This window comes from Pirellulales bacterium (assembly GCA_019636335.1).
Classification (GTDB): Bacteria; Planctomycetota; Planctomycetia; order Pirellulales; family JAEUIK01; genus JAHBXR01.
The window spans coordinates 220,057-232,788 of sequence record JAHBXR010000003.1 but is presented as its reverse complement, the minus strand read 5'-3'; the positions used below and the strand labels follow the sequence as shown (position 1 = coordinate 232,788).

The 12,732-nt window shown below is 63.3% G+C and carries 8 protein-coding genes; all 8 read right to left on the bottom strand.

Annotated features, from left to right (window positions below; all coding sequences use genetic code 11):
• Nucleotides 1–76 precede the first annotated feature (76 nt).
• The 8 genes from KF708_04975 to KF708_04940 all read right to left on the bottom strand — a co-directional run bounded on the left by KF708_04975 (nucleotide 77) and on the right by KF708_04940 (nucleotide 12,384).
• Nucleotides 77–298 carry a hypothetical protein gene (locus tag KF708_04975; protein ID MBX3412050.1) on the bottom strand — a complete coding sequence of 74 codons (222 nt, stop codon included), beginning with the start codon at nucleotides 296–298 and terminating at the stop codon, nucleotides 77–79.
• A gap of 5 nt (nucleotides 299–303) precedes the next feature.
• Nucleotides 304–1,851, bottom strand: coding sequence for a hypothetical protein (locus KF708_04970; GenBank protein MBX3412049.1), 1,548 nt, complete (start codon nucleotides 1,849–1,851; stop codon nucleotides 304–306).
• A gap of 46 nt (nucleotides 1,852–1,897) precedes the next feature.
• Nucleotides 1,898–3,757 (bottom strand): acyl-CoA dehydrogenase, encoded by a 1,860-nt coding sequence (locus KF708_04965; GenBank protein ID MBX3412048.1) that lies wholly within the window; start codon nucleotides 3,755–3,757, stop codon nucleotides 1,898–1,900.
• 378 nt (nucleotides 3,758–4,135) lie between these two features.
• On the bottom strand, nucleotides 4,136–5,518 hold the full coding sequence (locus tag KF708_04960; protein MBX3412047.1) for a sulfatase: 1,383 nt from the start codon (nucleotides 5,516–5,518) through the stop codon (nucleotides 4,136–4,138).
• Nucleotides 5,519–5,601: 83 nt separating this feature from the next.
• The gene (locus tag KF708_04955; GenBank protein MBX3412046.1) at nucleotides 5,602–6,435 is read right to left on the bottom strand and encodes an oxidoreductase; all 834 of its coding nucleotides are present in this window, start codon (nucleotides 6,433–6,435) and stop codon (nucleotides 5,602–5,604) included.
• A gap of 582 nt (nucleotides 6,436–7,017) precedes the next feature.
• Entirely contained in the window at nucleotides 7,018–8,505 is a 1,488-nt protein-coding gene (locus tag KF708_04950; protein ID MBX3412045.1) for a DUF1501 domain-containing protein, read from the bottom strand.
• Nucleotides 8,506–8,515: 10 nt separating this feature from the next.
• Entirely contained in the window at nucleotides 8,516–10,840 is a 2,325-nt protein-coding gene (locus tag KF708_04945; protein ID MBX3412044.1) for a PSD1 domain-containing protein, read from the bottom strand.
• A 167-nt stretch (nucleotides 10,841–11,007) separates the two neighbouring features.
• Nucleotides 11,008–12,384, bottom strand: coding sequence for a trypsin-like peptidase domain-containing protein (locus tag KF708_04940; protein MBX3412043.1), 1,377 nt, complete (start codon nucleotides 12,382–12,384; stop codon nucleotides 11,008–11,010).
• Nucleotides 12,385–12,732: the final 348 nt, after the last annotated feature.

The window sequence follows — 12,732 nt, the reverse complement described above, 5'->3', positions numbered from 1 at the left end:
TCAGCGGGACCGCACCGGCGCACCAAGGCCTAAAAGCCGCCCTCGAAATGTATTACGCAGACGGCGCGGTCAAGGATCAGCGATCGCCCTGACGGCCGTCCGGCGATTTCTCACGTTCGAGCCGCGCCCGTCGCGAGGCGAGCATCGCCAGCCAGAAACCGACAAAGGCCAGCGAACAGAGCACTACGACCACGGCCCGCCAGGGGTTGTGGTTGTATTGATACGCCCCCACGGCATGAAAGGTGCCCCAAGCCAGCAAGGCGAAAATAATCAACACGATCCAACCGCGGTTCGTCATGGTCGTTAAATGTGTTCCTTTCGGCGTTCGATGACGTACTCGGCCTTGATACCCGTGCGCGCAAAGAGCTTCTTTTCGAAGTTGGGTTCGTCCACTTCGAAGATAATCCGATCGGCCGACACCTCGGTGAAATATTTCATGCGCTTTTGCAAATTTTCTTCGATCTGGGCCGGATCGTGCCCAGGTTGGGGCAGCACGTGCAAGACGACCAGATCACGAGAATACTCCTGGGCTCCGTTTTCGCTTTCGAGGCTCACCTGGAAGTTGCGCACGCCCGGCGTGTCGCGCACCGCCTCGATCAAGACCGAGAGATCGACCCGCGTCCCCTTGATCTTGGTGAAATCCTTCTCGGCGCGGCAGATGGGGGTGAAGACGCGAGGAAAAGTCCAACCGCAGTGGGGACAGCGTTGCCATTGCAGGCCCCCTTTCACCAGGTCCCCCGTCCAGTAGCGCACCAGCGCCGTACCTCGCCAGTCGATGTGGCTGAAGACGAGCACGCCCGGCTCTCTCTCGGGCACCGGCTCGCGCGTTTTGGGGTGGAGCAACTCCCAGTAGAAGTAGCGCGGGTTCATGTGGATGCCGCTGCGTTCGCTGCATTCGAGCCCGAACCACTTCATCTCGGTCATGCCGAGGCTCTGGAAGATGCGAAACCGCGGATCGGCCCCCAACTGCAGGGCCAGCTCGCGGATGTGCTCGCGCAGCGTGTCGCTGACCGGCTCGGCCCCCAGGACGACTCGTTTGAAGGCCGTCAGCTTGCCGATCACCCCTTCTTGTTGCAGAGTCAGTGCCCGGCGCAACCAGTGTACGAAATAGGAAGGGACGGCGGTCATGGCCGAGAAGCCCCCCTGTTCGAAGAGAGTAATCGAGCGGTCGGTCGGAATCACGCTGCCGCCAAACGTGTCGAACGTCGACGTGCCAACGGCGGTCTTCGACAGCACCGGGCTGAAGAAGGCCAGGTGGGGCGCCCCGGGGAACATGTTCATTCCCCGCTCCGTCCAGTCGTAGTAGCACTCGTTCGGATCGCGCAGATTGCGCTTCGGCAGCAGCAAAGTCGAACCGATGTGCTTGATGACCTGGTTCAGGTCGTAGTGCGTATAGGTGGCCGGAGTTGGCGCCCCGGTCGAGCCGGTCGAGACGTGGAAATGAATCGGCAGCCACTCCATCAGGGCACGGCGGCGAACTTTCTCGCGAAAGTCGGGCTGACGCAGTTGATGCGTGTACTCCCGAGGAAAATTCATGGCCGCCTGCGCCATGTACTTGGCCAACATGCCGCGCCGAGGAGGCGCCGTTTCATAATCAGCCAAGGGCGGCACGCCCGGAAACGCCGGCCGCAGGATGAAGGCCTGCGGATCGGCGCGCATGGCCTTCTTGTCGACGATCGGCAAGCGGCGGAGATCGTCTTCAGTGCGCAGCCGGTCGACATCCACTCCCGCCTGCTTGTACGCGCGGCGCAGGTAGGGGTGAAATGGATAAACGTAGCGGCGGATGTAACGAAACAGGCGTTCGAGCGCCCACTTCTTCTGCTGCGCCGGATCCAGGTCGTAGACGTTCACGTCCTTGTGACCTCCGCCTTGTGGATGTCCGCGACCGCGCGAGATTTTAGAGTTCGAGCTCCATCTCGAGCGGGCTGCGATCGTTCGATTGAATCGCCGCGGCCAGACCATCGTTCTGCGTCAGGATGTTGCTGGCGAAGAAGCGGGCGGTCTCGACCTTGTTGTGATAGAACTTCGCGTCGGCATGATCGGCGCGCAGGGCCTTTTGCCCGGCCGCGTCCGACGCGCCGCGCTCGCCGTAGAGCTGCTCGAGCGCCGCGTGTGCGATGACCGCCTGTTCAAGCAGCAGCCAGCCGATGACCACGTTGCCGAACATGCGCAGGTAAGGCGTCGCCGACAGCAGCGGATATTCGGTATCGCCCGACATCTGCATCATGGCGAAGCTCATGGTTACTTCCTGCAACTTCTGCACGCGCTGCGACATGCTCTGTGCGACGGCGGCGAGCGCGGCGTTCTTCTGCGCGGTCTCGATCGTCTGGCCGATATCGCCCATGAAGGCCATAAAGAGGGCCCCCTGCTTGCGGCCGATCTTGCGGCCCAGCAGGTCGATGGCCTGAATGCCGTTCGTCCCCTCGTAGATCGAGGCGATCTTCACGTCGCGGACGAGCTGCTCGACCGGGTAGTCCTTCAAGTAACCGTGCCCGCCGTAGGTTTGCAGCGCCATCGTGGCCACTTCGTAACCGGTGTCGCTGCACCAGGCCTTGCAGATCGGCGTGAGCAGCTCGACCCGGTCATTCATCCGCTGTCGCAGGGCATCGTCGCCGCTGTTCTCGGCCAGGTCGAGGCAGTGCGCCGTGTGCAGCAGCAGCGAGCGCCCCCCTTCGACGAGCGCCTTCATCGTGGCCAGCATGCGCCGCACGTCGGGATGCTTGACGATGGTCACCAGCGGCGCGTTCGGGTCGCGAATATTCTTCATCTCCGAACCCTGCACGCGCTCGCGAGCATATTCGAGCGCGGCCAGGTAGGCCCAGCTCCCCAGCGCCACGCCTTGCAGGCCGACCCCGACGCGGGCCGAGTTCATCATGTCGAACATCAATTCGATGCCCCGGTTCTCCTCGCCCAACAAATAGCCGATGCACTGGTCGTTCTCGCCGAAGCTCATGGCACAAGTGGGGGAACCGTGGATGCCCATCTTGTGCTCGATGCCCACGCAATGGACATCGTTCGGCTCGGTCATCTTGCCGGCGGCATCGACGCGAACCTTGGGAATGAGGAACAGGCTCAAACCTTTCGTGCCCGCGGGGGCTCCTTCGACGCGAGCCAGCACCAGGTGGATCACGTTGTCGACCATGTCGTGGTCGCCGCCCGAGATGAAAATCTTCGAGCCGCGCACGAAATACTGGCCATCGCGCCGCTTGGCCGAAGTGGTGATCGATCCGACGGCGGTGCCGGCATGCGCTTCAGTCAGGCACATGGTGCCGCCCCATTCGGCCGAGATGAGCTTCGGCACGTACAGCTTGCGCATCTCGTCCGTGCCGTGCTTAATGAGCAGCTCGCCCGCGGCGCGCGTCAGGCCGGCCACCATGCTGAGCGAGCAATTCGAACCGATGAACATTTCGCCGAGCGCCGCGCCGATGGCGAAGGGAACTCCTTGTCCGCCATATTCCGGCTCGGTCGAGGTGGACATCCAGCCCGATTCGCTCTGCTGCTTGTAGGCGGCGTGGAAGGACTTCGGCGCGTAGACCTTGCCATCCTCCCAGCGGCAACCTTCGCGATCTCCCGCGGCGTTGACCGGCGCGAGCACTTTCTGGCAAAAGCGCAGCCCCTCGGAAAGCATCAGATCGATGCTCGCGCGATCGAAATCGGCAAAGCGCGGCAGCTCGAAGAGCCGCTCGACGTGGAGTTGCTCGAAGAGGACAAACTGCGTGTCGCGGAGATCAAACAGATAACGATGTTCGTCGGCCATGGCGTCGGGCGCCTCGCCTCGCGGCGGGCGATCATTGGCGGGGTTAATGACAAGTATTGAGCCGTTTAGCGTCAGCCACGGCTCCCTTTACAAAACAGGCTGTTTTTGTAGTCCAGCAGGTAAGAAACGACAAGGGCATCGACACTTGCGCGCGGCGGACGGCGGGTTGCCGCAGGCCTCTGCTTGGCAGATGGACGAGCTCGACCGCCCCTATGTCGATGTAGGGTCCGCTGCCAGTCTGTCGGCAGTACACCGCCAGCGTGTTTTTACCCTGGACGAGCGCCGCCATCCCCTATTTCAAGAGGGTAAACGGCGTATAGAACGACCGTGTATCCGCGTGCCTCGATCGCTCAGCGCGTCGGCAGATTGTATCGCGCGCTACTCGCCACTCTCGCGAACGGTGGCAGCATCGTCGGCATTCACCGCGGGCAGATGCCGGGCCAGTTGAGATTTCACCTCGGCCCACCGTGGTTCCTGGGCCAGGTTCTTCCACTCCCGCGGATCGGCAGCGTGATCGTAGAGTTCTTCGCTGCCGTCGCTATAGCGGATGTAGCGCCAGCGCTCGTCGCGCACGGCGTGATTGTCTCGTCCGTGCGTGGTGAGCACGGGATGCTCCCATTCGGCCGACGGCTCGGCCAGAAGCGGGGCGATACTGCGCCCCGCGAGCGTTTCGCGCGGGGGAAGCCCACACAATTCGATCAAGGTGGGATAGAGATCGATCAGGCTCACCGTCCGCTCGCAGCGTGCGCCCGGAGTGGTGATGCCCGGCACCGAGATGAAGAGTGGCACGCGCGTGGCTTCCTCCCAGAGGGCAAACTTGCGCCAGTGCTCTTTTTCTCCCAGGTGCCAACCGTGGTCGCCCCATAAAACAACGATCGTGTTCCGCGCGTGGGGACTGGTTTCGAGCGCCTCGAGTACCCGGCCGATCTGACCATCGGCAAACGAAATCGCCGCGAGGTATGCCTGCACGGCACTTTCCCAGTAGTCGCCTTCGACGATCAGGCGATGATCGCCGCGCGGCTTGGCCATCTGGCGACCCAACAAGGGGACGTCGTCGAGATCGTTTTCCGGCACGATCGGCCGTTTCACATCCGACAGCGGATAAAGATCGAAATACTTCTGCGGCACGTACCACTGCAGATGAGGTTTGTAGAAGCCGACCGCGAGAAAGAAAGGCTTTTCTGCCGGCTGCGACAGTTGCTCGATGGCCCATTCGGCCGTTTTGGCGTCGGGCATCTCGGCATCGTCGACGTCGAGCGGTCCCCAGGTAAAAGGACGCGGATGCTCTTCCTGCTGGCGGCGTGCCTTTTTAGGCTCGCCCGGACCAGGATCACGTTTTTGCGCGAAGTATTCCTGCCAGCTCGCAGCGTCGGGATACGCGCCGTGGTAGATCTTTCCACCGCCGCGCACCGTATAGCCCGCCGCCATGAAATGCTGCGGCAGGGTCACCGTCTCGGGCAAGGCTCGGCGCCACGGCTGATTGTTGTGATAAACGCCAGAGGTCGAGGGCTGTATCCCGGTCAGCAGGCTGGCCCGCGAGGGATTGCACGCCGGGGCGGAACAATAGGCCCGGGTGAACGTCACGCCGCGCGACGCGAGCCGATCGAGATTCGGCGTCTTCGTTCCCTGGTAGCCACCCAGCGGGCTGACCCAGTCGTTCAAGTCGTCGACGGCGATGAAGAGGACGTTCGGTTTCGATTCGGCCGCCACACTGGATTTCACCAGCAGCCCCAGAAAGACCGCAACGCCAAGCCACCGCATGACCGACATGTTTCGACTCCCCTATCGCAGAAGCGGATGATTGCCACCGCGGGCTTTGTCCAGCAGGGCCACACGCGGGCGAATCAGCCGTAACTCTCGCGGTGGATTTGCTTCTTGGTCACGCCCAGCTCTTCGAGAGCCGAAAGCGTCGACTCGAGAAACCGGGGCGCCGCTTGCTCCCCGCGCGCCTTGGCGGCCTCGCGATCGAACTTCGTAATGCCCGGCCCGCAGCAGAAGTAAGCGGCCGTCGAGATATCGGGCACGTACTGCCTGATGACTTCGGCGTTGATGCGCCCCTTGCGGTAGCAGGGTCCGCGCCGCTCGACATTCTCTTCGCGCGTGACGCAGTGGACGACCTGCAACTGCTCGGGATACATCTCGCAGAGTTGATCCAACTGCTGTCGGAAGATGATGTCGTGGTAGGTCTTGTTCGTGTAGATAAAGGTATGCCGCAGCTTCATCCGCCGCGAAAGGGCGTGCTTGATGATGCTGAAATTCGGCACGCTGCCCGAGCCGGCGCACAAATGCACCAGATGATCGGTCCGCGACTCGATATCGTGCGGCAGGACATAAGGCCCCGTGAAGCCGGTGATCGTCATGCGCGTGCCACGATTGATGCGCCGCACGAGCAGCGGCGACAGCAGCGGCGGGTACTTCGTCTGGCCGGTAACGTAGTTCTCTTCCTTGACCGTGACGGCCAGATACTTCTCGTCCGGGGCGGAGCACATCGAGTAGGCACGCGGCGGCTCTTTCTTCCCCTTCATGTCCTCGAGATAACGCGTGAAACGGTCGAGCGCCGCAAACTGATGCGGGTCGATCGTGAGAAAGTGCCCGGGCTCGTACTCGAGGCGGTCGTTGCCGGTGAAGAACACCAGCGTCGAGGTATCGTGCGTCTCGGTGATGACGTCGGCGACCATCACCTCGAGTTCGCGAATGCGCTTGCGCTTCGAGGCATCGGGGGCGGTGGCGTCGTGGATCTTCTTGGCGGCCGGGGGCTGATGATCGCCACCCTGGACGTGGGGAAGCGGAGTCTCGAGTTCGACTCCTTCGGCATGCTCGTCGCTATTCACAGGGGATCCTCGCGGCGGCGCGGGTGGGGCGAGCCGCGTTGGCTACAGGTGAACGGTTGCAAGATGAACGCCGGCCGAACCATCGGACAGAACGCCACAACGGCCCCGCCAGCGCGTGCCCCATCATCGGATGCAGGCCACTTGTTTTCAAGTCCGCCAGGTCTTTGGTTTTTCCCTCGGGGAGCTTGAAGAATACTCCGCAACGGTGTCCGCTCGCGCGTGAGTAACGAAAAACGAATGTCGAGTTACGTGAGCTCCTCTTTGGGCGACGACAAAACATCTACCGTGTAATCTTTTTTGTCGACAAGGACATGGTCAGAGTCCTGTGGATTCGCCGCGGACAACGTCGGTTTCTCACGCGACGACAGATTGACGAGGCACGCGAGCCGGAACCCTAATCTGCTAAACCACGTCATCCAAGGAGGGATTTCATCCCACCACGTCTCGAATCACCTTGCCGTGGACGTCGGTCAGCCGGCGGTCGATGCCGTTGTGGCGGAAGGTGAGCCGCGTGTGGTCGATCCCCAATTGGTGCAGGATCGTGGCGTGGAGATCGTAGCAGTAGAGGGGATGCTCGACCGCGCGAAACGACCATTCGTCGCTGGCACCGTAAACGGTCCCGCCGCGAAAGCCGCCGCCGGCGACCCAGGACGTAAACGTGTCGGGATTGTGGTCGCGCCCCCTGCTTCCCTGGCTGCAGGGCATGCGGCCGAACTCGGTCGTCCAGAGCACGATCGTTTCGTCGAGCATGCCGCGGGCCTTGAGATCCTTGATGAGCGCCGCGGCCGGACGATCCATGCTGCGCCCCATGTCGCCGTGATCGCGGGCCAGATCCTCGTGGCTATCCCAATTGCGGCGGGGGAAGCCATTGTCCGCGCCGCTCCACACCTGGACGAAGCGCACCCCGCGCTCGACCAGCCGGCGAGCGATCAGACAATTGCGCCCGAAATCGGCCGTCACCGGATCATCGACCCCGTACAGATCGAGCGTCTGCCGCGATTCATCGGCCAGGCTGAGCACCTCGGGGGCACTCAACTGCAATCGCGCCGCTAGTTCGTACGAGGCAATGCGGGCTTCGAGCTGCGCGTCTCCCGCGCGCTGGGCGAGATGCTCTTCGTTCAATTGCGCGAGTAATTCGCGCCCCGCGTGCTCGCTTTCGTCGGTGACGTAACCACCCGTTGGCGGAAAGAGGTCGAAGATCGGGTTCTCGGAACCGGGCCGCACCATCGTCCCCTGATGCGCCGCGGGCAGAAAACCGGGGCCCCAGTTCGCCGGACCATTCGGAGCAAACCCGCGCGAGTCGGGCAGCGCCACGAACGTGGGCAAATTGTCGTTCGCGTTGCCCAGCGCGTAGCTGATCCAGGCGCCCATGCTAGGAAAACCGGGCAGCACGAAACCGGTCGCCTGCATGAATGTTGCTGGCCCATGCACGTTCGACTTCGCTTGCATCGACGGCAGAAAGACCATGTCGTCGACGCAGGTGGCGAGCTCGGGGACCAGGCTGCTCATCCACTTGCCCGACTCGCCGTACTGCGCCCAGCTCCAGGGGCTTTGCATGACGGCGCCCGGCGTGCTCTGAAACAGTTCGACCTTGCCCCCGGGGTTGAAGGGCTGACCGTTCCGCTCGATCAATAGCGGTTTGTAATCGAACGTATCGCATTGGCTCGCCGCGCCCGACATGAAGAGCTGGATGACGCACTTGGCGCGGGCCTGATGGTGCAGGCCGCCGTTGAACTCCGGCCGCGGCGTGGCCGTGCCGGCGGAGGAAGCTTGCTCGCTCGCGAATAGTCCGTCGTGGCCCAAGAGGGCCGCCAGCGCCAGCCCGCCGAAACCGCCACCGGTTTGCCAGATGAACTGGCGGCGGTTGATGCCCGTCGATGCAGGCAAGCCGGCATTTGGCAAGTTTCGTAGCGGCATGGCATGCCTGTTATTCGATGAAGACAAACTCGTTGGTATTCAGCAACACGCGGCAAGCATTCGGCAGGCCGTACTTGGCCACAAAGTCGAGCATGGCCGCTCGCTCGTTCGGTCGGGACGGTCGCCCTAGCGCCAGCAAGTAAGCGCGCTCGATGCGTTCCGCCGGCGTGGTGGCCTCCCCTTCCAAACGTGCGGCCAGATACTCGGCCTGTCGTAACACGAAGGGATTGTTCAATAACGCCAATGCCTGGAGTGCCGTAATCGTGGTCGTGCGCACCGGCGCGCTCAGCGAGGGATCGGGACAGTCGAGCGCCTCGAGCCAGGGGTTAGGCACGCTCCGCACCGCCCGCGCGTAAACCGTGCGGCGAAACACGTCGGGACGATCCATGGCGACGTATTGGTAGCGTGGCGAATGGTCGTCCTCGAACTCGAACAGCTCGAAGCTGGGCCCCTCCATCGCACTATCGAGCTTGCCGCTAATCGCCAGCAGCGCGTCGCGGATCTCTTCGGCCTCCAGTCGCCGGCGGGGCATGCGCCACAACCAGCGATTCTCGGCATCGACCGATTCGGCCTGCGCGTCATCGCGCCACGCCTGTCGATACACGGCACTGGTAACCAGCAGGCGATGCAATGCCTTCAGCGATTGTCCGTTGTCGCGGAACTCGATCGCCAGCCAATCGAGCAACTCGGGGTGCGACGGCCGCGAGCCGTTCCGTCCGAAGTCGTTGGGCGTATCGACCAGGCCGCGTCCAAAGTGATAGTGCCAGACGCGATTCACGATCGAGCGCCAGGTCAACACGTTGTCGCGCGCCGTAAGCCAGTGGGCCAACGCCACGCGGCGCTCCCCCTCGTTTGCCGGATCGGACAAGACGAACCGATGTTCGAGTCCAGCCAGCGCCGAGAGAGCCCCCGGCTTTGCCTCTTCGCCCGGCTGCTCGACATCGCCACGGTGCAGCACGACCACGGGACGGGGCGCGATCGGCAGCGCGGCGAAGATCAAATGAGGCGGCGGCACGCTGGCCAACTCGGCTTCGCACCGCGTCAGTTCTTGCTCCAGCTCGGTTAATGGCGAGTTCGGCGCATCCTTGGCCGCGGCCTTGGCTGCTTCGAGCTTCTGGCGAGCTGCGTCTCGCTGCACGGTCAACTCGTGACGTCGCGCGTTCAGTTCCGGCGCGTCGCAGTTGCGATCGCCCCGGTCGATGCCGGCGAAGTCTGCCTGTAGTTGGTAGTAATCGTGCTGCGGAATGGGGTCGAACGGATGATCGTGACAGCGTGCGCAATGGACCGTGAGACTGCTGAAGGTCGACATCGTGTTGGCGACGATGTCGTCTCGATCGATGGCGCGCGTCTTGAACTTGTCGACCGTACCTTCGCGCAGCTCGACATGCCCGACGAAATCCCAGGGACCGGCGACGAGGAATCCCGTCGCCGCGATCGCCTCGACATCTCCCGGCCGTAAGACATCCCCGGCGACCTGCTCCTCGACGAAGGGTGCGTAGGGGCGATCTTCGTTCAGCGCCCGAATGACATAGTCGCGGTAAGGCCAGGCGTGATTGCGTTTCTTGTCCTTGTCGTAACCGTGCGACTCGCCAAAATGCACCACGTCGAGCCAGTGCCGGGCCCAACGTTCGCCATAGCGCGGCGAGGCCAACAACCGATCCACAAGCTGTTCGTACGCTTGCGGATCCTCGTCGGCCAGGAAGGCATCGATCTCCTCGGGGGTGGGGGGCAAACCGTGCAGGTCGTACGTCAGGCGTCGAATGAGCGTGCGACGATCCGCCTCTCTCCCCGGCTGCAGACCGGCCTCGACCAGCTTGGCGAGTACAAACGAGTCAACTGGCGTTCTAGCCCAGGCAGAATCGCCTTCAACCTGCGGAACCGCGGGCTGCTCGAGCGGCGCCAGCGACCACCAGGCCTTGCCGTCGAGCGATCGCGCCTGCAGCGTGACATCCGCCGGCCATTCGGCTCCCGCGGCGATCCACGCTCGCACGGCCTCGACCTCGGCCGCTGCCAGCGGCTCGGCGTCCTTGGGCATCGCGGGATCGTCCCCCGAGATGTAATCGAGCAGCAGGCTCTCGTCGGGCTTGCCGGGCTCGACCGCCGGCCCCCCCTCGCCTCCGCGCAAGACATCGGCCCGCGACGCCAGCGACAATTTGGCTCGCGCGGCGATGCCGCGATGGCACTCGAGGCAGCGAGTTTCGAGAAGCGGCGCCACCTTATCCCGAAAGAGATCCTCGGCGCAGGTCACCTGGCCGTGCAGCGCCCAGGCGGCGATGATACCAACGCAAAGTGCGCAGCATCGCAAGGCAACCAGGCAGGCGCGGGCGAGATTCATCGTGGTCGGTCCGGCGGCGGCAATGCAGAAATTAGCACCGCCAGTCTACGTACCGACGTCGTCCGATCGCAACCAGGACGGGGGGGCGCACTCCGAGGATGGCTGGAAGCCCCGTCGCTGCCGGAACGTCGTGGCGGACCACCAACGGTACGTTCGTCGTGGTGCTTTTAGCGGCGCGAAACGCTCAGGCTGCCGTACAGAGTCTCATTACCCCGCAGAATATAGAACTTCACCGGTTCGAACTTGGCAAAGTCGGGGCGGTTCAGGATGTAGGAGACGTTCTCCAAGGAGATCGTTTCCCAGACGTGCATGCCGACGAGGACGTCGCCCCGGCGAATGCCTTGTCGAGCGGCGGGACCGTCGGGTCGAACGGCGGTGATCGCCAGGCCGCCGCGATAGCGCGTGCCGTGACGCTGGAATTGCTTCGACGGGATCGTCTTCAACCGCACCCCCAGCACCTCCCAGAAGGGATCGCCCGTGGGAGCACGCATCGATTCTGGCACGCCGGCGAGCACCAGTTTGACCGTGGTCTCTTCGCTGGCGCGGACGACGTCGATCTCGATCTCGTCGCCGGGGCGGTGACCGAGCATGGCCCGTTCGAGATCGCAGGGTCGCTCGACGCGGCGGCCGGCAATGCTCTGAATGCGATCGCCCACTTTCAGTCCCGATCGTGCCGCGGGACTCTCATCGTCGAAGCCTGCCACCACGACAGCGCGATCGTCAACGTCCTCGGCCGACGTGGTCACCACGCCGTGCCAGGTGTGGTCGACGCGACGCGTGCTCAACAGGTCGGCGGCCACTTCGAGCGCGGTGTCGATCGGAATCGCGAAGCCAATGCCCTGGGCGCCGACCCGCACGGCCACGTTGATGCCGATCAGGTCGCCGTCGATGTTCAGCAGCGGTCCACCAGAGTTGCCCGGATTGATGCTGGCATCGGTCTGGATCAAATCTTCATACTTCTGCGCATCGCCCACCTGCACCGAGCGATGCAGCGCACTGATGATGCCGACGGTGACGGTGTGCTCATAACCGAAGGCATTGCCGACCGCGATGACGGTCTCGCCGGCCATCAGGTCTTTCGACGTGCCGATTTTGAGCACTGGCAACGGCTCGCGCGAATCGATCTTGATGATCGCCAGATCGGTCGAAGGATCGTTCGAAACGACCTTGGCCAGCATCGTCTCGCGATTGGCGAGCGTCACTTTGATCTGCTCCACCCCGTCGACGACGTGGAAATTCGTAATGATGTAGCCCCGGTCGTCGATGATGACGCCCGTGCCCATGCCATTGACACGATTTTCCGAGTTCGTGTGGGTGAAGCCGGCATCGCCGGGCGACAACACCTTCTCGCCATTGATGTTGACGACCGATGGCGCGGCGCCCTGTACAGCCCTGACGATGGCCGAGCGGCGCAATTCCGACGCGTCCGTCGACGCGACGAGGCCACACAGGCTTAACGAAAGGGCCAGCGCCACCGCCAGGCGCGAGCGGGTGATGATCGACCCCACGGGCCGACCGCAACGGCGGGCAATTTGCACGAGCATAGATGGGTCTATCGCTGCCGGGTGGGATCTGAAGGCCCGCTGTGCCGCGCGGCGAGTGGCAGCCGGAAAAGGTAGGTGCGGGGAACCGGCCTAACTCGCCTGGGCACGCAGAGTTAATCGGACCGTTTGCAAGCACGGCTGCAGCAACGCCCCCACCGACTGCAAAGGCTTCCCAGGTTTCCAAGCAATCCCAGTCACGGCGCAGAATCGCGGCGACCGACGAGAGGGGGCGACCCGCACAGACTTTGCGGGTCGCAAAAGAGAGGCCTCCTGCCGAGGCACTGACGAACGTAAGGCCTGAAACGCCGTTGCCTCAAGTCGGCAGGCGCGCGGCACACCTTGCCTGCA